Source organism: Rhizobium sp. WYCCWR 11128 (assembly GCF_013416305.1).
GTDB lineage: Bacteria > Pseudomonadota > Alphaproteobacteria > Rhizobiales > Rhizobiaceae > Rhizobium > Rhizobium indicum.
The window spans coordinates 324,059-348,644 of sequence record NZ_JACCEZ010000002.1; the positions used below are offsets into that span (position 1 = coordinate 324,059).

The following is a 24,586-nucleotide window of genomic DNA, read 5'->3' on the forward strand; positions in this document are numbered from 1 at the left end:
GGCGAGGGACGATTTTATATATTAATAAAAAGGCAAGTGATCGAAACTGCCTAATCATAAGAAGAAAATTGATCGCCGTGGCTAATGATGTGCAATCGCTCGACGAAATCGATCAGGCCATTCTGGAGGCGCTGGCCGGCAATGCGCGGATCTCGCTGAAAGAGCTGGCCCAGCAGGTCGGCCTCTCTTCGCCGAGTGCAGCCGAGCGCCTGCGCCGGCTGGAGGAGCGCGGCGTCATTAAGGCCTTCACCATCGACCTCGATCCCGCCGCGGTCGGTTATCCCCTGCAGGCGATCGTGCGCGTGCGTCCGCTGCCGGGACAGCTGCACATCGTCGAGCGGATCATCCAGGAAATTCCCGAAATCATCGAATGCGACAAGGTGACGGGTGATGATTGCTTTATCGCCCGCCTGGTTATTCGCTCGATGGCCGACCTCGACGGCATCCTCGACCGGGTCGCCGAAAGAGCGGAGACCAACACGGCGATGATCAAAGCCTCGCCCGTCAAGCGCCGCCTGCCACCGCTGTCACGCCGGAAATAGGAAGATCTAGAATTCCGCCATCGGCGACAGCATCGCCGGAAAATCCGGGGTGGCATCGCCGAGCCCGCGCAGCATCAGCCTCGTGCCGCTTTCCAACGATAGTGGAACACCCTCCCAGCCGAGCTTGTCGGGACGGAAGAGCACTTCGACGGAGACGGGTGCGATCTTAAGCCCGCTAAGGATCGCTGCAAGCGGCGGCGTATCAGCCGCCACGACGTCGAGAAGGCTGAAGCGGCCTGCCTCATCGACCTTCCAGGCGATCACCGCCTGTTTGTCTTCGAGGAAGCTGACACGGATATCGGGATCGAGCTGGGTGTTGATGAGAAACATCGCCGCATTGACTGTGACCGCCAGCGAGGCTGAAACTGGGCTGCGTCCTTTCAGCAACGATTGCAGCAGCGCAAGATCGTCCGCATTCGTCGGTAAAAGCGGCCGGGCAGGTGCGGCTGGTGTCGAAGGGTCGGGTGCCGCTCCATCGTATCGGTGCAGCGGTATCGCGTGGAAACCGTAGGGCTCGTAGAGCGATGGCTTGTCGGTATAGAGGATGACGGCTTCAAAACCCTGCTGATCGCACCAGTCGAGCGCCTTCACCGTCACGTCGCGATAGAGCCCGCGGCCGCGCCATGGCGGCCGCACGGCGCCGGATTGCAGCCCGGCGGCATGGACGATCCTGCCGTTGAGGACGAAGGGCAGCGCAAAGGCTGAGATATTGGCCGCAAGCTCACCTTCGGCATCAAACCAGCCGAAGGGCATGCTCGTAGGATCGGGTCCGCCAAGCTGTTGCAGCGGCCCGATATCGATGCCGAAAATATCCTTGAGCAGGCAGACCAGCGCCGCCCAGCCGGCGGGATCGCCGAAATAGTCCTGCCGGAAGGTCAGGCCAGCGCTGTCGAGGCGCTTGGCCATCAGACGCCGGTGGAGCCGAAGCCGCCTGCGCCACGCACCGTTTCGCTGGCCGCGGTGATCTCGGCCACCCGTGCCTGGGTCACCGGCGCGATCACCATCTGGGCGATGCGCATGCCGCGCGAGATGACGAAGGGCTCCTCGCCTAGATTGATCAGCAGCACCTTCACCTCGCCGCGATAGTCGCTGTCGACGGTGCCCGGCGAATTCAGGCAGGTGATGCCGTTTTTGAACGCCAGGCCGGAGCGTGGCCGCACCTGTCCCTCGAAACCTTCGGGGATCTCGAAGATGAAGCCGGTCGGCACCAGCGCCCGCTTGCCGGGCAGAAGCGTCAGCGGTGCTGCCTCTTCAACGGCGGCGCGCAGGTCGATGCCGGCCGCTCCCTTGCTTTCATAGGTGGGCAGGTCGAGGCCTTCGCCATTGGCTAAGCGGATCAGGTTCAGCGTCGGGCGCGTGTCGTGATGAATGTTCATGGCCCATTACTTTGCGCGTGGAAGGGCAAGGTCAATTGCAAAGCCGGCCTTTAGTCGCTAGTTAAGCGGCAATTCCACAGGATTCACAAGTATGGCCGAAAGTCTCGCCGAGGCGGTCTCCCGCCGCCGCACATTCGCTATTATCGCCCACCCGGACGCGGGTAAGACGACGCTCACCGAAAAGCTGCTGCTGTTCGGCGGCGCCATTCAGCTTGCCGGCGAAGTCAAGGCCAAGAAGGATCGCATGCAGACGCGCTCCGACTGGATGAAGATCGAGCGCGAACGCGGCATCTCCGTCGTCACCTCGGTGATGACCTTCGAATATAACGACAATGTCTTCAACATCCTCGACACGCCGGGTCACGAGGATTTCGCCGACGATACCTATCGCACGCTGACGGCTGTCGATGCCGCCGTCATGGTCATCGATGCCGCCAAGGGCATCGAGCCGCGGACGCTGAAGCTCTTCGAAGTCTGCCGCATGCGCGATATCCCGATCATTACCTTCATCAACAAGATGGACCGCGAAAGCCGCGATCCCTTCGAGATCCTCGACGAGGTGGAAGAAAAGCTGGCGTTGGATACGGCGCCGATCACCTGGCCGATCGGCCGCTCGAAGACCTTTTGCGGCACCTACAATATCGCCGCCAACACGGTGCGCGGTTCGGATACCGAAATCGAGGGAACGCCGGTCAACGGTCCACAAAGCGTGGCCGGCAGGCTGCCGGAAAACGAGCGCCAGGTCTTCGTCGAGGAGACCGAGTTGGCGATCGAGGCCTGCCGTCCGTTCGACCGCCAGGCCTTCCTGGAAGGCCATATGACGCCGGTCTTTTTCGGCTCGGCGCTGCGCAATTACGGCGTTCGCGATCTCATCAACGCGCTCGGCGATTTTGCGCCGCCGCCGCGTGACCAGGTCGCCGACACCAGGACCGTGCATGCGACCGACGACAAGATGACGGCCTTCGTCTTCAAGATCCAGGCCAACATGGATCCCAACCACCGCGACCGCATCGCCTTTGCCCGCATCTGCTCCGGCAAGCTCGAGCGCGGCATGAAGGCACGGCTTGCCCGCACCGGCAAACAGCTCGGCCTGACGGCGCCGCAATTCTTCTTCGCCTCGCAGCGCCAGCTCGCCGACACCGCCTATGCCGGCGACGTCGTCGGCATTCCCAACCACGGCACGCTCCGGATCGGCGATACGTTGACCGAAGGTGAATCGCTGGTCTTCCAAGGCGTGCCGAACTTCTCGCCGGAGATCCTGCGCCGCGTGCGCCTGGAAGACGCGATGAAGGCGAAGAAGCTCAAGGAAGCCCTGCAGCAGATGGCTGAAGAAGGCGTCGTCCAGCTGTTCTCGCCGGAAGACGGTTCGCCGGCGATCGTCGGCGTCGTCGGCGCCCTGCAGCTCGACGTCTTGAAGGAGCGGCTGATGGCCGAATACGGCCTGCCGGTCTCCTTCGAAATGTCGCGTTTCTCGGTCTGCCGCTGGATCTCGGCCGATCAGCCGGCCGATCTGGAAAAATTCCTCACCGTCAAGCGCGGCGATATCGCCCGCGATCTCGACGGCGATCCGGTCTTCCTCGCCCAGGATGGTTTTTCGCTGCGCTACGAATCCGAGCGACATCCGGCGATCAAGATGGTCGCGATCAAGGAATATCACGCCGCCAAGGCGGCGTGAACATCACCCCACCAGCCGTTCCGCCAGGAAATCGACGACGGCGCGCACCGCCGGCAGCTGGCCGCGCCGGTGCGGCATCAGGATCGTCGTCTCGATGCTGCCCGCCGTCCATTCCGGCAGCACCCGCACCAGCCGCCCGTCCGCCAGCGCCTTGCGGCAGACGGATGTCGGCAGACAGGTAATGCCGAGGCCCGACATGGCCATTTCCATCAAGACATAAGGCTCATCCGCCGCCATGACGGAATGCAGCGTGACGAGAATCTCGTCGCCGCCCGAGTAAAGCCGCCACTGGTCCTCCGTCAGGCTGGTCATAATCGTCGCATGCTGTGCCAGCTCCTCCGGCCGACGCGGTTGCCCATGGGCATTCACATAATCCGGCGAGGCGAGGATGAAGAAAGGATGGCTGGCGAGCTTCCGCTGGACCAGCGCCGAATCCGGCAGCGGCGTCCGGTGGCTGCGCAGCGCGATATCGAACCCTTCCTGGACGATATCGACGAAACGGTCCGTCACGTGCACGGAGAGCCGGAGTTTCGGATAGCGCGCCGCCAGCGCCGGCAGATGCTCCGTCAAGGTAAACTGCGCCGTCGGCACCGAGGCGGTCAGGCGAACGCTGCCGGCAGGTTCGGCCAGATGCCGCCGCACGATGCCCTCGGCCATCTCCGCCTCGATGATCGAGGCTTGGGCATGCTGAAAGAATTCCCGGCCGAGTTCGGTCAGCGCGAAGCTTCGCGACGTGCGCTGGATCAGCCGCACGCCAAGCCGTGCCTCCAGCTCCGCAACCCGCTTGCTCACCGTCGATTTCGGAATGCCGAGATGCCTGGCGGCGGCGGTAAAGCTGCCGCTGTCGACGGCCTGCACGAAAAGATGGAGATCGTTGAGGTTGAAAAGCGCCATCGTCAGCTTCCAGATATGTGGACATTGCGATGCATTTATAGCCTCTACCGCGGGATCGTCCATGCCTTCACATTGATCGCGTCCAAACGGGTTCAATTCTGAAAGGAACGATTGATGTCACCCATATTGTTTTACGGCGTTCCGGAGGGCTGCTCTTTCGGCTCGATCGTCGCGCTGGAATGGTCCGGCCTTCCTTATCGGCTCTGCCGCGTCGAGATGCCGGAAATAGTCTCCAGCGAAGAATACAAGCGGATCAACATGGTCGGCGAAACGCCGTCGCTGCTGCTCGAAGATGGCAGGACGATCAGCGAAAGCATGGCGATCTTGCACCATATCGGCGCCAGGGCGATCGGCAGCGGTCTGGGCTTTGCGCAGGGCTCGGCGGATTTCGATCGCCTGAACCAGATGCTGGCCTTTCTCAACACCAGCTTCTTCCAGGCCTTCGGCCCACTCTGGTATGCGATCGAGCATCCGCTGGAGCCGCAGCAGAAGCAGGCCCTCACGGCCTATGGCGTCGCCGCAGTCGAAAAGGCGCATCATACGCTGGAGCGTCTGCTCGACGGCCGCGAATGGCTTCTCGGCAGCGGGCCGAGCCTGGCGGACGGCTATTTCGTCGGTATCGCGCGCTGGAACGATTTTCACAAGGTCGTCGACCGCCGGCAGTTTCCCGGCCTGCATCGCCTCTATGAGCGCATGCAGCAGGAGCCCGCCGTGCGGTTCGCCCATGCGATCGAGCATCGGCAGGAAGCGAAGAGCAGCGGCGGTTTCCGCGGCGAAGTCGATCTGGCCGAGGCGCTCGGCCTGTTGAAGCAGGCGGCCTGAAAACCATGGCCATCGCATCTTTGGGTGCGATGGCCAATTGCCGTCAGCCGGCAGCGATGATCTCGATCTCGACAAGCCAGTCGTCGCGCAGCGTTTCGACGATGATCGCTGTGGTCGGCACGGCGCGGCCGCCAAGCGCCCGAAGACGGGCATTCTGGTTCGCCTCCATAAAGGCGCCGTCGCTGAGATAGCTTGTCAGCCGCACGATATTGTCCACCGTCATATCAGCGGACGTGAGGATGGCGCGCAGATTGGACCAGATGAGTTCCAATTGCTCTTCCAGATCGGCCGCCGCCATTCCCTGTTGATCGAGACCCATGGTGCCGCTGACGAACAGCAGCCGGGATGGATGCCTGACCTCCAGCGCATGGATGTAATCAGGGCTGGCCGGATAGATCCCGTTTGCCGGATTGTGCGCGATCATCTCCATGAGTTTTCCTCCTCTTCCGAATATCCTGTTGAAGAACGCCAGTATCGGCGATTATTCTTCGGCAGAAATGGGAGTTTGCGGAATGGCGAAAAATACAGAGGATCTTCGGCAGGGACGCAGGCAGCAGGCTGTCATCGATGCATTCGACCGAAGAATATTAGCCGCGCTCGCCGCCGACAGCAGCCAGAGCTATGCCAGGCTTGGCGAAGCGGTCGGCCTCTCGGCGCCGGCCGTGCATGAGCGTGTGCGCCGTCTGAGACAATCCGGCGCCATCAAGGGCGTGCATGCCGCGCTGGATGGCGCAGCCCTCGGCAAACCGTTGCTTGCCTTCGTGCATGTGGAGGCTGCGGGCTGGGGCAAGAGCGAGCGACTGATGCAGGTCCTGCAGTTTCCCGAGGTCGAGGAGATGCATTCGGTTGCGGGCGACGCCAGCGTTCTCTTCAAGGTCCGCACCGCCAGCCCGCAGGCCTTGGAAGCTTTTCTCGCCCAGATTCACGCCGTTCCCGGTGTCACCGGCACCCGCAGCTATATCGCGCTTTCCACCTATCTGGAGCGTCCGGTACAGGCCGGCGTCACCGATAGCTGGCCGGACATGCCTCTGCCGGAATAAAGGCAGGATGTTAAGCCGAGGCCAGCCTAATCCTCGCCCTCGAAGCGCGGAAGCGTTTCGATGTTCTCCACCCCTGAGAGGGCTGAGCGGCACCATATCTGTTTCTTCGGCACCAGTTCCTGCCGCTGGTCGATGCTGCCGACGCGGATGCCGAACGCGCCGCCGTCGCCGTCCGTGCGGTAGAGGGGCGATCCGCAATTCGGGCAGAAGAATTGCCGGCTGAGACCACCGCTGTCGCCATATTTCGCGTAGCCTCTTGGCTCGCCTGAAGTAAGCGTGAAACTTCCCGGCCGCGCGGGCGCCGTGATGCGATAGGCCGAGCCCGTCAACCGCTGGCAATCGGTGCAATGGCAGATCGAGACCCGCTCCGGGTCGATCTCCGCCTGATAGCGGATCGCGCCGCAGTGGCATCCTCCGGTAATATGCATCGGCAAGTCCCCAAAGCAAGTCGCGCAAAACTGCAGAGCGGTTAAACGACAAAGACATCGCCACGCTTTAGTCGGCCGGCTGAGCGGCCAAATGTGTGGCGTAGAAGGCCTTTGCATCCGCCGTGAAGGCGGCCCGCTGATCAGCTCTTGTATAGAACATATGGCCGCCGCGATAAAGCTTCAGCCCGACGCGGCCGCCGGCGAGCGAGGGCGGCAGATGGTCGACCACGTAGCGGCTGACGCCATAAGGCGTCACCACATCGCTGTAGCCATGTGCGATCAGCAGATGGAAGGCCGGGTTCGCGGCGAGCAGCTGCCTTATGTCGTCGGTGGCGCTTGCCTGGAAGCGCGATCCGCCGCCGCGCCCACCACCCCATTCCCAGCGCCGGCTGATATCGCGGTCGAGCAGCGAATAGGTCATCTCGGTCCTGAAACCGAGTTCGTTGCGGGCATAGTCGGCGAAAGCCCCGCCATAAGCGCGGGTGAACCCGTCGAGGATGGCGTCGTCGCCGCGATCGTAATCCGATTCCGGATAGGGATCGGGTGCTGCAAAGGAGGCGTCGTAAGAGCTCATTACCTCGCCGCTGCCCTCATCTGAATGTTTGACGAAGGAACTGCCGAGGAAGCCGCGGTTGCGGGTGACGATATCCTCGGGAATGCCCGTCAGGCGAGCGATCCTGCCATAGAAGGCGGCGGCGTCGGCACCCGTCGGCGGCGGTCCGGCGAGCGTCGTCAGATAGTCCCCGAGCGCGAAGGTCTCGGCTGCCTTCTGCTTCTCTTCGTCAAAGGCCTTGTGCCGGTCGAGTTCGGCGGCGGCGAGCGACGGCAGCTCCAGAGCGGCGCCGAGCGGGAACTGATCGGCATTGAACATCAGCTGGCCCTCGAGCAAGGGGGAAAGCATCACCGCACCGGCGACGATAATGCCCTGGCTTTCCTGCAGCGCCGAGGCGACCTTGGCGGCGCGAAAGCCGCCATAACTTTCGCCGAGAAGATATTTCGGCGAGTTGGAACGATTGTTGTGCGCGATATAGAGCGCGATCGCCTTGGCGATGCTTTCAGCGTCGGCACTGACGTTGTAATAATTGGAGGCGTCGTCTGCCTTTGCCGTTCGGCTCCAGCCGGTGCCGATCGGATCGATCAGCACGAGATCGGTGAAATCGAGCCAGCTTTGCGGGTTGTCGACGAGTTTCGCATTGGCGCCGTCGCGTCCGTCCGGCCCGAAATCGAGCACCTTCGGCCCGACCAGCCCGAGATGCAGGAAGGCGGAAGCAGCACCCGGCCCGCCGTTGAAGGCAAAGGTCAGAGGCCGGTTCGGCCCGCCATCCTTTGCGACATAGGCGGTGTAGAAGATCGCGCCGGTCTGCGCGCCGTCCGGGCCGAAGAGATCCAGCGTGCCGGCGGTTGCAGTATAGGCGAGCTTCCGGTCGCCGATCGTCAGCGCGTGCTCTGTGACGGAATCGGCCGGCAGCAGCTTCAATAAACCGCCGCGCGCGCCGCTTTGGACATTCGCCCTCGGTGGATCGCCTTCCTGCGCATCGGAAAGGGCAGGGGCCAGCGATGCTACAAGCGCGGCGAGCAGAAACAGGGTTCGTATGCGCAAGATGTCTCCTCCGGCGATCGGGAATGAGAGGCTGAGATAGCGTAACATCCGCTGCCGACGACCGGCATCAAGAGATGGTGATGGATAGGTGAGCGAAGGGCTCAGCCGTCTTTTTCGACCACATGGACATTGATCTCCACCGCCCGGCCGGCCTTCCAGCCATTGATCGCCGCGCCCAGTCCGAGTGCGACGAACAGGGCTGCGCACCAGGAAAAACTGCCGGTCCAACCTCGGATGAGGCCGACGATGAGCGGGCCGATGGCGGCGAGCAGGTAACCGACGCATTGCGCCATGCCGGAAAGATGGGCGGCGACATCGGGATCGCGCGAGCGCAGCACGATCGTCGTCATGGCCGCCGCGATCAGTCCACCCTGGCCGATGCCTTGCAGCACCGCCCACAGCCAGACCGTCGAGAGCGGCGCGAAGAGCAGGCCGAGCAGGGCGGTGACGGCGACGCCGCAGAGGCTCGCATTGATCAGCCGCTGGTCGCGGCCACGCACGGCGATGTGCGGCACGATCAGGCAGGATGCCGCTTGCACCATCACCGACAGGGAAACGATCGCCCCTGATGTAACGCCGTCGAGCCCGCGTTCGCGCAAGATCGGAACTAGCCAGCCGAAGACGCAATAGGCAAGTGCCGATTGCAGTCCCATGAACAGCGTCACCTGCCAGGCGAGCCGGTCGCGCCAGAGGCCTTCGACGCGAAAGCCGTTTCGCCTTGCCTGTCTGCCGCTGCGCAGAACCTCAGGCAGCCAGAGCAGGCTGACGGCGAGCGCCGGCAGCGCCCAGACGGCGAGGGCGCCCTCGAGAGAGCCGCCGAGTGCGTGCTCGATCGGCAGCGTCAGCCCGGCGGCACTTGCCGCCCCGGCGCAGAGCGCCATCGTATAGAAGCCGGTCATCAGCGCGGCGCGCCCGGCAAAATCGCGCTTCACCAGCCCCGGCAGCAGCACGTTGCCGACGGCGATGCAGGCGCCGGCAAGGGCCGTGCCGATGAAGAGCAGCGGCACGGAGGAAAGCCCGCGCAGTGCGGTGCCGAGCGCCAGAAGCAGGAGAACGCCAAGTAGCGTGCGTTCGGTACCGAGGCGTTGGGCAAGACGAGGCGCAAGCGGCGAGAAGGCGCCGAGGCAGACGACCGGAAGCGTCGTCAGCAGGCTGGCGCCGAGCGCGCTCAGGCCGAGCTCCGAGCGGATTTCCGGCAGTAGCGCCGAGGCGCTGGAGAAGACCGGGCGCAGGTTGAAGGCGATCAGCACCAGGCTCGCGCCCAGCAGGAAACGACCCGCAACTCCCCGCACCGGCGTTGCCTGCGACGGCGGAAGGTTGCCGGCCTCGGCGTCTACAAGCAATTCGTCGGCCGCCTCAAGTGTGCTTATGGCATGGTTGGCAGGCGTGTTCATGACAGGATCATCCGCTCGAGTGCGGCAAGAACCGGTGCCATGAAGCGCCGCACCGCCGCATCCGCCTTGTCGGGATCGCCGGTTTCGATGGCGTCGATGATATCGGCATGCGCCTGCATATCCGGCTCGGGAATGTCCTTGCCGAGCGTCGCCGCGATGGTGTCGGCGATCGAGGCCGAGAAGAAATCGTAGATCTCGATCATCGCCCGGTTGCCCGAAGCGGCGATGATGGCCTTGTGAAAGGCGAGGTCGCGTTCGATAAAGGCGGCCTGGTTGCCGCCGTCGTAATTGCCGCGTTCGGCAAGCAGCCGGCGAAGCCCGGCAACCGTTTCCGGTGTCTTACGAATCGCCGTCAGCCGGGCTGCCTCGACGTCGAGCGCCAGGCGCGCCTCGAACTGATCACGCAGGCTGGCGCGCCGCGCCATCGTCAGCGGCCGGCCGGCATCGGTCGTCGAGCGGACATAGGTTCCCGAACCCTGCCTTGTTTCGAGATAACCCTGGGAGACAAGAACCCGCACCGCCTCGCGCACCGTGCCGCGGCTGACGGAAAGCATGGCCGAGAGCGAGGCTTCATTCGGCAATTTTTCGCCGACCACCCAGCGTTTGCCGAGAATATCGCCGCGGATCGCCTCGATCGCCTCATCGGCGAGATTGGTCTTGATGAGTGCTCGCATCCCACTACTCATAAAGTCATCTGATGACTTTATGAGTAGTGGGATTTCGATCTTTCGTCAACGCCTGACATCAAGACAATAAAGACATCAAGACAATAAAAAAGGGCCGCCTCAGCGACCCTTTCCATGAGTTTGGCCTCAAACTGGCCTGGACTGTCTATGCAGCCCTAGGAAGGCGGGGATTAGAGCGAGGGCTGCCTCGCCTTCGTCACCTCTTCCATGCCCGTTACGAGGTCCGAAATCTCATTAGACATTGGATCACCTTCCTTTCGTTCTGTTGCTGATGACTTAAAGTTAGGCTGATTCTTCTGAGATGCAAGCAGAAATGCACGTATGCGCTGTCTTGGGAAAATTGGGTGTTCACGAGAGAACACAGCTGTTCGCCGAATTTGAAGATGTTTTGCGCCACGAAACCGTCATGTTGCCCTTGCAAACCGGCCGCGCGTTAAGCTGTTATTAGCCGCGACATCAGACAATTTAGAGCATTCCCGCCGATGCGGCGGCGGGGTTCCGGAGCAAAGAGCCATGTGTCGCTGGGCAGCCTATCGTGGAGACCCTCTCTATCTCGAGGAACTGGTATCCTCGCCCGCCCACTCCCTGATCGAGCAGTCGCATTGCGCCACCCGCGCCAAGACGGCGACGAATGGCGATGGCTTCGGCATCGCCTGGTATGGCGACAGGCCCGAGCCCGGCCGCTACCGCGATATCCTGCCCGCATGGTCAGATTGCAATCTGAAGAGCCTGGCGCGGCAGATCCGTTCGCCGCTCTTCCTCGCCCATGTCCGCGCTGCCACAGGCGGCGGCACGCGCCGCGACAACTGCCACCCCTTCACCCATGACACCTGGTCCTTCATGCACAACGGCCAGATCGCCGGCTTCGAGCGCCTGCGCCGGCCGATGGAGGCGATGCTCGACGACGAGCTGTTCAATGCCCGCGGCGGCACGACCGATTCCGAGCTGATGTTCCTGCTGGCGCTGCAGTTCGGCCTGCGCGAGGCGCCGGTCGCCGCGATGGCTGATATGATCGGTGTCGTCGAGGATCTGGCCGACAGCGTCATCGGCTCGATCCTGCTGCGCTTTACCGCCGCCTTCTCTGACGGCAACACGCTCTATGCGATCCGTTATGCCACAGATCGCAAGGCGCCGACGCTTTATGCCTCACCCGTCAACGCCGGTTATTGCCTCGTCTCCGAGCCGTTGAACGATGATGTCGATGCCTGGGCCGAAATTCCGGATGGCAGCGCGGTCACTATCGGCAAAGATGGCATTGACGTCGCCGACTTCCGGCCGGAGAAGCGCAGTGCCTCCAAGCCGCAGCGCGTGGCCATTCCTGCCTGAACGCTTGGCGTCAGCTGAGCCGCTGGCGATCAGCGGAGCTGCTTGGCGATCAGCGCCGCCAGCCTTTCGGCGACCTCTTCCTTCGTCAGGTCAGGCCATTGCTCGACGCCGTCGCGGCGAATGAGTTTAACCCTGTTGCGGCTGCCGCCCATGATCCCGGTCGCAGGGGAAACGTCATTGGCGACGATCAGGTCGGCGCCTTTCCTTTCGAGTTTTGCCTTTGCATTGCTTTCGACGTCCTGCGTCTCGGCGGCAAAGCCGATCACCAGCTTCGGCCGCATCGTATGATGGCCGACGGTTTTCAGGATGTCCGGGTTCTCGGTCAGCGCCAGCGTCGGAATGGATTCGCCGGGATGTTTCTTCAGCTTCTGGTCGGCCGCCGAGGCGACGCGCCAGTCCGCCACCGCTGCGACCATCACCGCGATGTCGGCCGGCAGCGCCGCAAGCACAGCATCACGCATTTCTTCGGCCCGCTCGACATGCACGACGCTGACGCCAACGGGATCGGCGATCGTCACCGGCCCGGATACCAGCGTCACCTCCGCCCCGAGCTTTGCCAGGGCTGCGGCGATCGCATGCCCTTGCCGGCCGGAGGAGCGGTTGGCGATATAGCGCACCGGATCGATCGGCTCGTGCGTCGGTCCTGACGTGACGATTGCCTTGCGTCCCTTGAGCGGCTTTTCTCCGTCGTCGAGCATGGTTTCGGCGGCAGCGACGATCTCCAGCGGTTCCGCCATCCGGCCAAGCCCGGCCTCCCGGCTTTCCGCCATCTCGCCGGCCATCGGCCCGACGAAGCGGATGCCGTCGGCTCTGAGCATCGCGGCATTCCGCCGCGTCGCCGGATGTGCCCACATGGCGGGGTTCATCGCCGGTGCCGCAAGCACCGGCCTGTTGGTCGCCAGAAGTACCGTCGAGGCGAGATCGTCGGCAAGCCCGTTCGCCATCTTCGCCATCAGATCGGCGGTGGCGGGGGCGATCAGCACAAGGTCGCAGTCACGCGCCAGCCGGATATGACCGACATCCTGTTCGTCCTGCCGAGAAAACAGATCGAGGAACACATGGTCCGCCGCCAGCGCACCGACGGCAAGCGGCTTGACGAATTCCTGCGCGCCCTTGGTCATCACAGGGCGCACGCTCGCGCCGCGTTCGCGCAGCCGGCGGATCAGATCCAGGCTCTTATAGGCTGCGATGCCGCCCGAGATGATGAGGAGGATGCGTTTGCCGCTGAGAGCCATGGCCTTCTTCCCGTTGCCTTTTCTGACCGCTCTCGACCCTAAGCCTTTGGCGGAGAACATGCAATCGCGAGGGCGACAGGCATCGGAGCTGCTCTAGTCTCCGCCGCAGTGGGTCAGAGGTTGCTCATCCCGCCGTCGATGATGAGTTCGCTGCCGACGATATAGGCCGCCTCATCGGAGGCGAGGAAAACGATCGTCTTGGCGACTTCGCCGGGGGTTCCGAAACGACCGACGGGAATCTGGGCCTGAATCTGCGCAGTCATCGCCTCGGATTGGGCTTGCGAAGCGCCGAGCTTGCTGTAGAGCGGCGTGGCGATCGGACCCGGGCTGACGGCGTTGACGCGGATGCCGCGGCCGATGAGTTCGCCCGACAATGTCTTGGCAAGCGTCAGCAGCGCGCCCTTCGTCAGCGAATAGACGCTGGAGTTCGGCATGCCGATATGGGCGTTGATCGAGGTGTTGAGCACGATCGCAGCCTGCTTGGAAAAAATCGGCAGCAGCGCCTGAATCAGGAAGAACGGGCCCTTGACGTTGATATCAACTGACTTGTCGAAGGCGGCTTCGCTCCACTGTTCCAGCGGCCCGAATTCGGCGACGCCGGCGTTGACGAAGAGGATGTCGAGCGTGCCGAAAGCCTCTTTCACTGTGTCGGCGACGGCCTTCTGGCCGGCCGCATTGCCGGCATCGGCCTGGATGACGGTGGCTTTGCCGCCAAGTTCGGCGCGGGCCGCCTCGACGCTTGCCGCGCTGCTGCCGGTAACGACGACGCGGGCGCCCTCAGCGATGAACTGGCGGGCGGTCTCGAGACCGATGCCGCTGGTGCCGCCGGTGATGAGGGCTGTCTTGTTTTGCAGACGTGACATGATGACGTTCCTTTGATCGAATTTTGGGCCGCGGCCCGTTGTTGTTGGATGGGAGAATGCTCTGAAAAAAGCGGCGCGATAAGCCGGCGTGTTGAAGGATCGTCAACCCGCAGCGGATAATCGCGCCGCGCCGCCTCAGGTGCGGGTGATCGAAGCGCCACCGTCGACCAGCGAGGCCGTGCCGGTGGCGAAGCTCGCATCGTCGGAGGCGAGATAGAGAACCGAGCGGGCGAGTTCTTCGGGTGTCGCAACACGCTTCAGCGCATGCAGATTGGTAACGAAGGCCTGCTTCTCAGGCGTATCGTTCATGTCCCGATACATGTCGGTATCAACAGCACCCGGCAGGATGGCATTGACGCGCACGCCCTGCTGGCCGAATTCGGCGGCGAGCGCCTGCGTCAGGCCGATCAGGCCGGATTTGCTGGCGGCATAGGCGGCAACGCCCGGAAAAGCGAAGCTGTAGCCGACGAAGGTCGAGGTGAAGATCACCGAGCCGCCACCATTTTCCACCATCGCCCCGATCTGGTGCTTGGCGGCGAGGAAGGAGGCCGTCAGATTGATCGCCAGCGCCTCGCTGAAGCCTGCTTCCGAAACGGCGGTGCTCGCACCGGCTTCGCCGAGCGTGCCGGCATTGTTGAAGGCGATATCGAGCTTGCCGTAATACGTCACGGCGGCGGCGACCAGCGCCTTGTGATAGTCTTCCGAGCGCACGTCGCCGGCAATGGCGATGGCGTCGCCGCCCTCTGCCTTGATCTCGGCGACGAGACTGTCGAGTTCGCCCTGGCGGCGGGCGCCGACGACGACCTTGGCGCCTTCGGCGGCAAAGAGCTTTGCCGTGGAGCGGCCGATGCCGGAGCTTGCGCCGGTGACGATCGCGACCCTGTTGTTCAAGCGGTTCATGGTTCCATCTCCTGCGTTTAAGGTGAGGCGGCCCCTGCCGTCCCTTTCGATGAGTGGAAGATGGCATTTTCCATTCGTTCGGATTAGTCTCCAGATCGGGGAACTCGAATTCGGAAAAGCCGAACGATGATCAGGATCGAAGGTATTGCGGCTTTCGTCGCCGTGGTCGAGGCAGGCTCGGTCAGCGAGGCGGCCCGGCGCCTGCGGCTGTCCAAATCGGTCGTCAGCGAAAGGCTGGCCGAACTGGAAAAGTCGCTCGGCGGCATGCTGCTGCACCGAACGACGCGCAAGCTCACCTTGACGGAGGATGGCACGGTTTTCTTGGAGCGTGCCGCGCGCATCGTGCGCGAGATCGAGGAAGCCGCCGCCGATATGGCCGAGCGGCGCGGAACGCTGTCCGGACCGATCCGCATCGCCGCCCCCGTCACCTTCGGCCGCATGCATCTAGGCCCGGCGCTCTATCCTTTTCTTGCCGAACATCCCGAGATCGAACTGACCCTCGATATCGATGACCGGCGCGTCGATGCCGCCTCGGACGGTTATGATGCCATCATCCGCAATGGTCCGATCGCCGATAACAGGCTGGTCGCCTGGAAGCTCGCGCATAGCCGCCGCCTTCTCTGCGCCTCGCCGGATTATCTCGCCCGCCAGGGAATTCCCTCGTCGCTCTCTGATCTCGACAGCCATCGCGGCATCTTCTACACCAATCGCGGCGTTGCCGACTGGCGCTTCCAGACGCCAGAGGGTGCGATCGTCGTCCGCGCGAAACTGGCGCTCGGCATCAACAATGGCGACATGCTCCGCGACGCCGCAATTGCCGGCCTCGGCATCGCGCTGCTGCCTGCCTTCATCGCCGGCCCGGCCATCCGTGAGGGCCGGCTAGCCGAAATCGATGTCGGCCACAGGCCGGAGACCGAATTCATCTACATGGCTCATCCCGAGGGCCGAAGTCCCTCCGCCAAGCTTCGCGCCATCGCCGACCACCTGAAGAAGAGCTTCGGCGATCCGCCCTATTGGGATCCGGCGGGTTAACTCATGTACTCAGGAGACTGATCAGGTTCTCGGTGACCGGCGAGCGATGTGTTTTCAGGATTGCCAGCGCCAGGCGCGCCACGGCCGGCGGCCCCTCGATCGGCCGGTAGGCCACACCTTCGAGCTTGATCTGCGAAATCGAGGCCGGCACGATCGAGACGCCGAGATCGGCCGCCACCAGATTGACGACCGAGGAAATCTGCGGCGCCTCCTGCGCCACGGTCAGCTCGAATCCCGCCTTGCGGCAGGCAAGCACGACATCGTCGTAAAGGCTCAAGCCCACGAGCCGAGGAAAGAGGATGAAGGGTTCGTCCGCCAGCGCCGCAAGCGGTAGCTCGCTGCGCTGTGCCAAGGGATGGCTGGCGGGCAGGGCAATCACCATCGGCTCATCCGGCAACCGCCGTAGCCGGATGCCGGCGGGATCGTCCAGGCTGGGGCGCATGAAGGTGGCGTCGAGCTCGCCGCGTTCGAGCTTCTGCATCAGCGCCAGCGTATTCATTTCCGTCAGCGACAGCTGCACCTCCGGCCAGCGTGCGCGAAAGCGTCGGATCGTCGTGCTGACGATGGGATTGAAGGCGGAGGAGGCAGTGAAACCGAGCGACAGCCGGCCGGTCTCGCCGCGATTGGCGCTTTGCGCCGCAAGTTTCGCCTTTTCCGCGGCCGCCAGCGAAGCCTTTGCCTCGCCGAGGAAGGCCGTGCCCGCCGCCGTCAATTCGGCGCCGTGCGGCACGCGATGAAACAGCGCCGCACCCACTTCCGTCTCCAGATCGCGGATCTGCTGGCTGAGCGGCGGCTGCCCGATGCCGAGCTTGCCGGCGGCACGGGTGAAATTGCCTTCTTCCGCCACTGCCAGGAAATATCTCAGGTGCCGCAACTCCATCGCCATCTCCAAAACCTATCGAAATCGCCAGTGTCATATATTGGACAAATGGAGTGGTTTTGACTAGATCGGAGGCTGGAAGGATGAGATATGCCGACGTCAGCGCATGCAATGAAGACCGCCGAGACAGCTGCAATCCCAGGGCAGAAGCAATACCTGACCCGTGGCACCGGCGCCTATCGCCGCGCCAGCCTGGCGCTCTTCCTTTCCGGCTTCTCCACCTTCTCGCTGCTCTATTGCGTGCAGCCGCTGCTACCGATCTTCTCGCAGCAATTCTCCGTCAGTCCGGCCGAAAGCTCGCTGTCGCTCTCGCTCTCGACCGGCTTCCTGGCGGTCGCGATCGTCTGCGCCGCCGCCGTCTCGGAAGGCCTTGGCCGCCGCAGCCTGATGTCGATATCGCTGGTCGGCGCGGCATTGCTGACCATCGCCACGGCCTTTGCCCCGAATTGGCACCTTCTGCTCGTCATCCGCGCGCTGCAGGGCCTCGTTCTCGGCGGCGTGCCGGCCGTCGCCATGGCCTATCTCGCCGAGGAAATCGATCCGCGCGGCCTTGGCGCCACCATGGGCCTCTATGTCGGCGGCACGGCCTTCGGCGGCATGTCCGGCCGTGTGTTGACCGGCATCTTCGCCGAATATCTCACCTGGCGTCCGGCGCTCTTCATCATCGGCGCCATCGGCCTTGCCGCCGCGATCGGCTTCATCACCCTCCTGCCGCCATCACGCAATTTCGTCCGCCGGCCGGGCTTCGATCCGCGCTTTCATGCAAAAGCCTGGCTCGGCCATCTCAGCAATCCGGCGTTGCCCTTCATCTTCGCCATCGCCTTCCTGGCGATGGGCTCCTTCGTGACGATCTACAATTATGCCGGTTTCCGCCTGGTGGCGCCGCCCTACGGCCTCAACCAGACCGAACTCGGGCTGATCTTCACCGTCTATCTCTTCGGCATCGGCGCCTCTTCGATCGGCGGTCTGCTCGGAGACCGGATCGGGCATTTTTCCGTGCTTCTCTTCGGTCTGGCGCTCACCGCAGCCGGCAGCGCGCTGACGCTTGCAGCCTCTCTCCCGGCCATCATCCTCGGCATCGTCGTGCTGACGACCGGCTTCTTCATGAGCCATTCCATCGCCAGTGGCCTTGTCGGCAAGCTGGCACATGGCACCAAGGGGCACGCCTCATCGCTCTATATGCTCGCCTATTATGTCGGCTCCAGCCTCATGGGTTCGGCGGGCGGCTGGTTCTACGCGGTTGAAGGCTGGGCCGCCGTGGTTATCTTCACCCTTGCCATGCTGGCGCTGGCCTTTGTCTCCGCCTGTCTTGCCCAGCACCTCGCGAGGAGAAAAGCATGATTCGCATAGACCGTCTTGACCATCTCGTGCTGACCGTCGCCGATATCGCCACCACCTGCGATTTTTATTCCCGCATCCTCGGCATGTCGGTCGAAACCTTTGCGGAAGGCCGCAAGGCGCTGAAATTCGGCAGGCAGAAGATCAACCTGCACCAGGCCGGCCACGAATTCGATCCCAAGGCGAGACACCCCACACCCGGCTCCGGCGACCTCTGCTTCATCGCCGAGACACCGCTTGCCGATGTCATTGCTGATCTACAGGCCGCGGACGTTGCGATCGAAGAGGGTCCGGTCGAACGCACTGGTGCGACAGGACGTCTGCGCTCGGTCTATTTCAGAGATCCTGACGGCAACCTCATCGAAGTCTCCAATCTGATCGCCTGACGCGCTGCTCGGCTCCAGCCGATCCGTCGAAGATTTGCGGGTGTTTGCCCAGTTTTGCGACGAGACGATCGTTGCCCTTCATCATTGGAATGACGGCACTCGCGTCAACCAGCTACTTCATTTGAAGAAGTCCAGTTTGGATCACTCCTGCCCAGCAGGCTGTTCTTCCACCGCTGTTGCAAAATCGGCATCGACCGGACCGGCCAGGTCGGCAAGCCAGTCCCAATCATCGGAAATCGGCTCGATAATGATCGCACGCCCCTGCCGTCGAATGGCGACGCTGTCGCCGTCGAAACGGAATTCCTTGGGGAGCAGGACGGCTTGAGAACACCCCGACCAGAAGATCTTTGCTGTTTCCATGTCATGACTCCCGATGAGATGTGACAACGATATACAGCAATTTTTGATCAACCAAGCCGGATATAGGGCACATCCTTCTTCGCCACCTCGTCCAGCGCCTCCTCATAACCGGCATCGGCGTAACGCATGACGCCAAGCGCCGTATCGTTGGTCAGTGCATGGTCGAGCCGTTCGTCTGCGGCATCCGTGCCGTCGGCGATGACGGTGACGCCGCAGCTCGTCATGTAGCCGGCATAACCGCCGCCGCCGGAATGGATGACGACGAGATCGGCCATCGACGAGCAGAGCATCATCGCATCAATCAGCGGCCAGTCGGCGATCGCATCCGAGCCGTCCTTCATCCCCTCGGTCATGATATTCGGATGCGCCATGGCGCCGGCATCGAGATGGTCGCGGGAGAAGGCGACCGGGCCTTTGAGTTCGCCACTCGCAACCAGCGCGTTGACGCGCCTTGCGAGTGCCGTGCGTTCGCCGTGGCCGAGCCAGGCGATGCGGGCCGGCAGCCCTTCGAAGGGCACATGCTCGCGCGCCAGCCGGATCCAGTTGGTTATGATCTTGTTGTCGGGGAACATCTCGAGCAGCAGGTCGTCAATCCGGGCGATATCGCTCTCCTCGCCCGATAGCGCCATCCAGCGGAATGGGCCGATCGCCCGGGCAAACAGCGGCCTGAGATAGGCTTCGGTGAAGATCGGAATGTCGAAGGCATTGGCAACGCCGCCCTCCTTGGCCTGCGTGCGGATCAGGTTGCCGTTGTCGAAGACTTCCGAGCCACGTTTCTGGAATTCCAGCATCGCCGTCACATGTTCGACGATCGAGGCGCGGCTTGCCGCCATCAACTGCCCCTGGCCGTCGTCGCGCAGGCCCTTGACCTGGTCGAGGCTCATGCCCTTCGGCACGTAGCCATAGACGAGGTCATGCGCCGATGTCTGGTCGGTGACGATGTCGGGCACGATGCCGCGTCGGGCGATCTCAGGATAGACCTCCGCCGCATTGCCGACGAGGCCGACCGATAGCGCCCGCTTGTCCTTCACCGCCGCATCGATCATCTGAAGGGCGGTGTCGAGATCGGGGGCGATTTCCTGGAGATAACCGATCTGCTGGCGCTTGCGGGCACGCTCCGGATCGATGTCGACACAGAGGATCGCAGCCCCCGCCATGCGGCCGGCGAGCGGCTGCGCCCCGCCCATGCCGCCGAGGCCGGCCGTCAGCACGAACCGGCCGAGGAGATCGCCGCCGAAACGCCGCTCGGCAATGCGCATGAAGATCTCGTACGTGCCCTGGATGACGCCCTGGCTGCCGATATATTGCCAGGCGCCGGCCGTCAGCCCGCCCCAGCAGATCAGCCCCTTGCGCTGCAGCTCGTAGAATACTTCGGCCTTTGCCCATTGCCCGACAATATTGCAGTTCGCCATGATGACCAGCGGCGCCTTGGCATGCGTTCGAACGAGCCCGATCGGCTTGCCGGACTGGATGAGCAGCGTCTGGTCCTCCTCCATCTCGGTCAGCGCCTTGACGATGCCTCTGTGCGCCGCCCAGTTGCGGGCCGCCTTGCCGAGCGCGGCATAGACGATCAGATTGTCGGGATCCTCACCGACGGAGAGCACGTTTTCGAGCAGCCGCAGCAGCGCCTCCTGCCGCCAGCCTTTGGCCCGCAGTTCCGGCCCGCCGGGAATCGGAAATTTCGGATGACGTGGATTGGCCTTCGGCATCGTGGGTTCCTCGTTTTTCTATTTGCTCGGCAGCGATTCCACATAGGCAAGTGCTGCATCGAGCAGACGCCGTCTCAGAGCATCGTCGCCGTAAACTTCGGCATTGCCGCGCACCCAGCCATGCATCACCCGCTCGCCCGACAGCATCTGGATCACGCCTGGCAGAGCCAGCGCCCAGCCGTCATTGCCCTTGCCCAGACGGATCAGCATGCCGTCATGGCGCGCGCAGCAGAGAAGATTGCCATTCAGCATGAAGGCCCAGCCGCCGAACATGGATTTTTCGGCAAGGCCCGGCCGATCGCCGAGTTCCTCACGCATCAGTTCTTCGAGGCCGGGATCGCGCGCCACGGGCTCAGGCCTTCGTCGCCAGTGCATAACGTGCGATCTCGATCCCCATCGCCTTTTCGACGACGGGATAGACGGTCGGATCGAGCACGCTTGCCGACAGCGGAATGATCTCCATCGGCACATGCAGGATGAAGACATGCATGCCCTCCTGTAGCTGGCCGACGCTAAGCGGCTCGCCCTCCGGTGAAAGCGTGGTGATGACGGCGGGGAAAGTCGCTAGCCGCCCGCCACCCGCGTCGTCCACCGCCATATATTCGTTCATCACATGCAGCGTCACCGATGTTCCGCCCGAGCCGACGATGATCGTGCCGATGTCGAAGGCTTCCTTGGTGTAGACGACGTCCTTGCGGGTGATGACGCCTTCGGCAAGGATATGGCCACCCGTCGTCTTGCAGATCGCGTCGATGACGGCAGATCCGCCGCGCTTCTCCGCCGCGATGATCGCTTCGCCGAGCGCAAGCGCCATCGAGATGCCGCCGAGCGCCGCATGGGTGCGGACATAGGAGGCTCGGAGCGGATTACGGCAGCTGGCGATGAAGCCGCCGGATTGGTCGGCCGCAGCCCGCAGCACCGGCGAGATCTTCGCCGTCGCACCCTTCACCACCAGTTCGATATAACGGTTTTCGGCCCGATTGCCGCCGACAGCGGTCTGGATCATCGGCTCGGGCGATCCGGCCATGCCGATCGAGCCCATGTCGCCCGTCGGATGTGCGCGGATATCGCCGACGGCGTCGACCACCTTGGTGCCGAGGATCGCCGATGGCAGCCAGCCGTTCAGCGTCGAGGACTTGCCGTTCTGGCCGATGATCAGCCCGGAAAGCCTTTCGCCCAGCGTCTCCTGCAGCATTTGCACGGCCTTCACATAGTCGATGCCCTGCATTTCCCAGGGGGTGGTGGAGGCCGGTGCGCCGATCGCGGCTGCGGTTGCGATCCACTCCTCGTCCTTCAACTCGTCGATCGAGACCAGCTCCGGCTTGCCGACATTGACGGCGGCAAGCCCAAGCATCCGCCCGTGATCGGCCCAGCCGCCGCCGCCGGCGGCATAGACGGAACCACCCTTGACGGCAGCTTCCACGTCCTTCTCAACGAGTATGCGTCCCATTCGCCTTCTCCTGATTCAGGCTTTTGTCCATCTCGCGCACCGCTTCGAAAAGCACGGCGGCGCCGAGCGCGATATCGTCATTGTCAGCCCATTCGTCGGCCGAATGGCTGCGGCCTTCGCGGCAGGGCACGAAGATCATCGCCGCCGGCGCCACCTTGGCGATCCAGGCCGTATCGTGCCCCGCGCCGGAGGCCATGCGCCTGTGCTTCGCGCCGACCCGCTCGCAGGCAGCCTCCAACGTCGACAGCAGCCCGGCATCGCCAGGCGTCGGCAGATTGTCGGAAATCCGGTTCGGCGCCTTGATCGTCACGCTGTAGGCGCCTGCCAGCTTTTCGACATGGCCGTCGAGCCAGCGGCAGAATGCCTCCATGTCGGCGCGGATTTCCGCGCGTCCATCGATCAGCAGCACCACCTTTGACGGCACGACATTGGCGGCATTCGGCTCGATGCGGAATTCGCCGACCGTCGCCGCAAAATGCCCCGGCGTTTTGGCAAGCTCGGCGGCAGCATTGCGAATGTCGAGCACCAGCTGTGACGCCGCCACCAGCGCATCCGCCCGCCGGTCCATCGGCGTCGTGCCGGCATGGTCGGCCCGCCCTTCGACGGTGATCTCGATTCGGGTGATGCCCGATATCGCGGTGACGATGCCAATATCCTGCTTTTCGGCTTCGAGCACCGGACCTTGTTCGATATGAAGCTCGAGAAAGCCTGCTATATCGGGCCTGTTCTGCTGCATCAGCACATCAGGTCTGCCACCGACCTGAGCGATGCCCTCGGCCAGGTCGCGCCCGTCGCTGACGCGCGAAAGCCAGGCCTCCGGCAATTGGCCGGTCATGCCGCGGCTGCCGATGCAGGACACACCGAAGATGCTGACCTCCTCGGCAAGGAAGTCGACGATTTCGAGATCGTGATCGAGCTCGATATCCTGATCACCAAGCGCGCGCGCCACCTCCAGTGCCGCAATTACCCCGGCAATACCGTCGAAGCGGCCGCCGTCCGGCACCGTGTCGGAATGCGAGCCGACCATGATCGTGCCGAGCCACGGTTTCCGGCCTGTCCGCCGGCCGATCAGATTGCCGGCGGCATCGATCCGCGTTTCCAGCCCCGCCGCCTTCATCCGCGCTTCGATATAGGCCCGGCCATCGAGGAAGAGCGGCGAGAACGCCCGCCGCGTCCAGGGATGCCCCGGCTCGGTGATCCCGGCCAGTGCCTCGATATCTTCAGCGATCCGGCCGGCATTGACGGGTAGATTGCGACTCATGCTTCAGCTCCCGCAATGACCTGGCGCGGCAGCGGCCGCACGAAGCGGCCGGTGCCGGGCTTGGCCAGCACCTTCGCGCCCTCGGCGATCTTTTCGCCCCTGAGATAGGTGGCGGAAACGGTCCAGGGCAGGCGGATGCCGTTATAGGGGCTCCAGCCGACGACGTTGTTGCCACTCGCGGCGGCATCATAGACACTGTCGCGCGGCTCCAGCACGACGATATCGGCATCCTTGCCCGGGGTCAGCGCGCCCTTGATATGGTCGAGCCGGAAATGCTTCGCCGGGTTCTCCGCCATCAGCCTGGCGGCCCATGTCAAAGGAATGCCGCGTTCTGTAGCACCTTTGACGAAAAGCGGCACCATCACTTCGAGGCCGGGAACGCCGGAGGCATTGGCGAGCATGTCGGGATTGGTCTTGCGGTTTTCCGACCAGCTGACGTGATCGGTCGAGACCAGCCAGACATCACCCTCGGCCACCTTCCGCCAGAGCCTCTCCACCTCGGCGCGCGGCCGCACCGGCGGATTGATCTTCGCCTTGCCGCCGAGGCGCTTCACGTCGTTTTCCTCGTCGAGCGTCAGGTAGTGGATGCAGCATTCGACCGTCGCCGCAAAGCCATCGCGGCGATAGGAACGGGCGATATCGTAGCCGCGCCCGAGCGAGCAGTGCACCACATGCGCCGGGCAGCCGGTATTGGCGCCGGTCTCGAAGATCGTATGCATCGCCAGCAGCTCGGTGATCGGCGGCCGCGACAGGCCGTGCGCCCGCCAATCGGTGATGCCGCTCGCCTTCACCTGTTCCATATAGGTGCGCACCGCCTCATCGTCTTCATTGTGCACGCCCGCCGTCAGCCCCGTCGGCGCGATTGCCGCAAAGCAGGCGTCGAGCAGGGCCGGCGGAATGCGCGGAAAGCGCTTGGGATCGGTGCCGAAGGTCGAAAACTTGAAGGCTGCGACGCCTGCCTCCACCATTTCACGGATGCGCGCCGGGCCTTCTTCCGGATCGATGGTGCCATAAAGCGCAAAGTCGACCCGCGCCTGCGGACCGGCATGATCGATCTTCCGCTTCACCGCCGCTGCCGAGCAGACGAGATTGCCTTCGTCATAGGGCATGTCGACGATGACAGTCACCCCGCCGGCCGCTGCCGATCGTGTCGACCAGAGGAAATCCTCCTGGTCTTTCTGGGAAAGCGAATGCACCTGCGCGTCGATCGCACCGGGCAGGATCAGCGCTTTTCCGAGCAGATGCCGTTCGCGGCCCGCCGGCGGTACTCCGAGGCCGACCTCGGCGATTTTGCCGTCGCGCACGGCGACATAGCCCTCTTCGACAATGCGGTCCGGCAGCACCACTGTGCCCTGCAGAACGAGATCGAAGTCCATGCTGCTTCCTCCG

At 63.5% G+C, this 24,586-nt stretch carries 26 protein-coding genes; 8 read left to right on the top strand and 18 right to left on the bottom strand.

Annotation, left to right across the window (positions count from 1 at the left end):
• Positions 1 to 77 precede the first annotated feature (77 nt).
• Positions 78 to 542, top strand: coding sequence for an Lrp/AsnC family transcriptional regulator (locus HX898_RS09225; protein WP_012759850.1), 465 nt, complete (start codon positions 78 to 80; stop codon positions 540 to 542).
• 6 nt (positions 543 to 548) lie between these two features.
• Here HX898_RS09225 and HX898_RS09230 read toward each other — a convergent pair whose 3' ends face one another.
• Positions 549 to 1,448: a GNAT family N-acetyltransferase gene (locus HX898_RS09230; RefSeq protein WP_180194515.1), complete on the bottom strand. Its 900-nt coding sequence runs from the start codon at positions 1,446 to 1,448 to the stop codon at positions 549 to 551.
• Positions 1,448 to 1,918, bottom strand: a complete 471-nt coding sequence (gene dut / locus HX898_RS09235; RefSeq protein WP_138388374.1) for a dUTP diphosphatase — start codon at positions 1,916 to 1,918, stop codon at positions 1,448 to 1,450. The genes HX898_RS09230 and dut overlap by 1 nt, the downstream gene beginning before the upstream one ends.
• A 91-nt stretch (positions 1,919 to 2,009) precedes the next feature.
• Here dut and HX898_RS09240 point away from each other — a divergent pair, with 91 nt between their 5' ends.
• Positions 2,010 to 3,593: a peptide chain release factor 3 gene (locus HX898_RS09240; protein WP_138388373.1), complete on the top strand. Its 1,584-nt coding sequence runs from the start codon at positions 2,010 to 2,012 to the stop codon at positions 3,591 to 3,593.
• 3 nt (positions 3,594 to 3,596) lie between these two features.
• On the opposite strand, the gene HX898_RS09245 is transcribed toward HX898_RS09240, so the two are convergent.
• Positions 3,597 to 4,487, bottom strand: coding sequence for a LysR substrate-binding domain-containing protein (locus HX898_RS09245; protein ID WP_180194516.1), 891 nt, complete (start codon positions 4,485 to 4,487; stop codon positions 3,597 to 3,599).
• 114 nt (positions 4,488 to 4,601) lie between these two features.
• On the opposite strand from HX898_RS09245, the gene HX898_RS09250 reads away from it, so the two are divergent.
• Positions 4,602 to 5,309: a glutathione S-transferase family protein gene (locus HX898_RS09250; RefSeq protein WP_180194517.1), complete on the top strand. Its 708-nt coding sequence runs from the start codon at positions 4,602 to 4,604 to the stop codon at positions 5,307 to 5,309.
• Positions 5,310 to 5,352: 43 nt separating this feature from the next.
• Here the strand turns inward: HX898_RS09250 and HX898_RS09255 are convergent, their stop codons facing one another.
• Positions 5,353 to 5,739, bottom strand: coding sequence for a RidA family protein (locus HX898_RS09255; RefSeq protein WP_180194518.1), 387 nt, complete (start codon positions 5,737 to 5,739; stop codon positions 5,353 to 5,355).
• A 28-nt stretch (positions 5,740 to 5,767) separates the two neighbouring features.
• Here HX898_RS09255 and HX898_RS09260 point away from each other — a divergent pair, with 28 nt between their 5' ends.
• Positions 5,768 to 6,349, top strand: coding sequence for an Lrp/AsnC family transcriptional regulator (locus tag HX898_RS09260; RefSeq protein WP_180194769.1), 582 nt, complete (start codon positions 5,768 to 5,770; stop codon positions 6,347 to 6,349).
• A gap of 26 nt (positions 6,350 to 6,375) precedes the next feature.
• Here HX898_RS09260 and HX898_RS09265 read toward each other — a convergent pair whose 3' ends face one another.
• The 4 genes from HX898_RS09265 to HX898_RS09280 form a co-directional block, all read right to left on the bottom strand.
• Positions 6,376 to 6,777: a GFA family protein gene (locus HX898_RS09265; protein ID WP_138332255.1), complete on the bottom strand. Its 402-nt coding sequence runs from the start codon at positions 6,775 to 6,777 to the stop codon at positions 6,376 to 6,378.
• A 67-nt stretch (positions 6,778 to 6,844) separates the two neighbouring features.
• On the bottom strand, positions 6,845 to 8,377 hold the full coding sequence (locus HX898_RS09270; RefSeq protein WP_180194519.1) for a carboxypeptidase: 1,533 nt from the start codon (positions 8,375 to 8,377) through the stop codon (positions 6,845 to 6,847).
• 101 nt (positions 8,378 to 8,478) lie between these two features.
• Entirely contained in the window at positions 8,479 to 9,771 is a 1,293-nt protein-coding gene (locus HX898_RS09275) for an MFS transporter (protein WP_180194520.1), read from the bottom strand.
• The gene (locus HX898_RS09280; RefSeq protein ID WP_180194521.1) at positions 9,768 to 10,445 is read right to left on the bottom strand and encodes a FadR/GntR family transcriptional regulator; all 678 of its coding nucleotides are present in this window, start codon (positions 10,443 to 10,445) and stop codon (positions 9,768 to 9,770) included. The genes HX898_RS09275 and HX898_RS09280 overlap by 4 nt, the downstream gene beginning before the upstream one ends.
• Before the next feature lie 525 nt (positions 10,446 to 10,970).
• On the opposite strand from HX898_RS09280, the gene HX898_RS09285 reads away from it, so the two are divergent.
• Positions 10,971 to 11,783, top strand: a complete 813-nt coding sequence (locus HX898_RS09285; RefSeq protein ID WP_138332259.1) for a class II glutamine amidotransferase — start codon at positions 10,971 to 10,973, stop codon at positions 11,781 to 11,783.
• A 29-nt stretch (positions 11,784 to 11,812) separates the two neighbouring features.
• On the opposite strand, the gene coaBC is transcribed toward HX898_RS09285, so the two are convergent.
• The 3 genes from coaBC to HX898_RS09300 all read right to left on the bottom strand — a co-directional run bounded on the left by coaBC (position 11,813) and on the right by HX898_RS09300 (position 14,781).
• Positions 11,813 to 13,018 carry a bifunctional phosphopantothenoylcysteine decarboxylase/phosphopantothenate--cysteine ligase CoaBC gene (gene coaBC / locus HX898_RS09290; RefSeq protein WP_180194522.1) on the bottom strand — a complete coding sequence of 402 codons (1,206 nt, stop codon included), beginning with the start codon at positions 13,016 to 13,018 and terminating at the stop codon, positions 11,813 to 11,815.
• 113 nt (positions 13,019 to 13,131) lie between these two features.
• Positions 13,132 to 13,881 (bottom strand): SDR family oxidoreductase, encoded by a 750-nt coding sequence (locus HX898_RS09295; protein WP_180194523.1) that lies wholly within the window; start codon positions 13,879 to 13,881, stop codon positions 13,132 to 13,134.
• 135 nt (positions 13,882 to 14,016) lie between these two features.
• The gene (locus HX898_RS09300; protein ID WP_180194524.1) at positions 14,017 to 14,781 is read right to left on the bottom strand and encodes an SDR family oxidoreductase; all 765 of its coding nucleotides are present in this window, start codon (positions 14,779 to 14,781) and stop codon (positions 14,017 to 14,019) included.
• Positions 14,782 to 14,907: 126 nt separating this feature from the next.
• Here HX898_RS09300 and HX898_RS09305 point away from each other — a divergent pair, with 126 nt between their 5' ends.
• The gene (locus HX898_RS09305; RefSeq protein ID WP_180194525.1) at positions 14,908 to 15,813 is read left to right on the top strand and encodes a LysR family transcriptional regulator; all 906 of its coding nucleotides are present in this window, start codon (positions 14,908 to 14,910) and stop codon (positions 15,811 to 15,813) included.
• A 1-nt stretch (position 15,814) separates the two neighbouring features.
• On the opposite strand, the gene HX898_RS09310 is transcribed toward HX898_RS09305, so the two are convergent.
• Entirely contained in the window at positions 15,815 to 16,693 is an 879-nt protein-coding gene (locus tag HX898_RS09310; protein ID WP_180194526.1) for a LysR family transcriptional regulator, read from the bottom strand.
• A 90-nt stretch (positions 16,694 to 16,783) separates the two neighbouring features.
• Between HX898_RS09310 and HX898_RS09315 the strand changes: the two genes are divergently transcribed.
• Together HX898_RS09315 and HX898_RS09320 are read left to right on the top strand one after the other, a co-directional pair.
• Positions 16,784 to 18,034 (top strand): MFS transporter, encoded by a 1,251-nt coding sequence (locus HX898_RS09315; RefSeq protein ID WP_138332265.1) that lies wholly within the window; start codon positions 16,784 to 16,786, stop codon positions 18,032 to 18,034.
• Positions 18,031 to 18,417 (top strand): VOC family protein, encoded by a 387-nt coding sequence (locus HX898_RS09320; protein WP_138332266.1) that lies wholly within the window; start codon positions 18,031 to 18,033, stop codon positions 18,415 to 18,417. Before HX898_RS09315 ends, HX898_RS09320 begins: the two co-directional genes overlap by 4 nt.
• Positions 18,418 to 18,558: 141 nt before the next feature.
• Here the strand turns inward: HX898_RS09320 and vapB are convergent, their stop codons facing one another.
• Genes vapB through HX898_RS09350 form a run of 6 tightly spaced genes read right to left on the bottom strand, consistent with a single transcriptional unit; the run spans position 18,559 to position 24,573 of the window.
• Positions 18,559 to 18,777: a type II toxin-antitoxin system VapB family antitoxin gene (gene vapB / locus HX898_RS09325; RefSeq protein WP_138388358.1), complete on the bottom strand. Its 219-nt coding sequence runs from the start codon at positions 18,775 to 18,777 to the stop codon at positions 18,559 to 18,561.
• 47 nt (positions 18,778 to 18,824) lie between these two features.
• Positions 18,825 to 20,486, bottom strand: a complete 1,662-nt coding sequence (locus HX898_RS09330) for a urocanate hydratase (protein WP_180194527.1) — start codon at positions 20,484 to 20,486, stop codon at positions 18,825 to 18,827.
• An 18-nt stretch (positions 20,487 to 20,504) separates the two neighbouring features.
• Positions 20,505 to 20,834, bottom strand: a complete 330-nt coding sequence (locus HX898_RS09335; protein WP_018070036.1) for a TfoX/Sxy family protein — start codon at positions 20,832 to 20,834, stop codon at positions 20,505 to 20,507.
• A 4-nt stretch (positions 20,835 to 20,838) separates the two neighbouring features.
• Positions 20,839 to 21,936 carry a DUF917 domain-containing protein gene (locus tag HX898_RS09340; RefSeq protein WP_180194528.1) on the bottom strand — a complete coding sequence of 366 codons (1,098 nt, stop codon included), beginning with the start codon at positions 21,934 to 21,936 and terminating at the stop codon, positions 20,839 to 20,841.
• Positions 21,917 to 23,197, bottom strand: coding sequence for a Zn-dependent hydrolase (locus HX898_RS09345; protein WP_180194529.1), 1,281 nt, complete (start codon positions 23,195 to 23,197; stop codon positions 21,917 to 21,919). Before HX898_RS09345 ends, HX898_RS09340 begins: the two co-directional genes overlap by 20 nt.
• Positions 23,194 to 24,573 carry an amidohydrolase family protein gene (locus tag HX898_RS09350; RefSeq protein ID WP_138332272.1) on the bottom strand — a complete coding sequence of 460 codons (1,380 nt, stop codon included), beginning with the start codon at positions 24,571 to 24,573 and terminating at the stop codon, positions 23,194 to 23,196. Before HX898_RS09350 ends, HX898_RS09345 begins: the two co-directional genes overlap by 4 nt.
• Between the last annotated feature and the right edge of the window lie 13 nt (positions 24,574 to 24,586).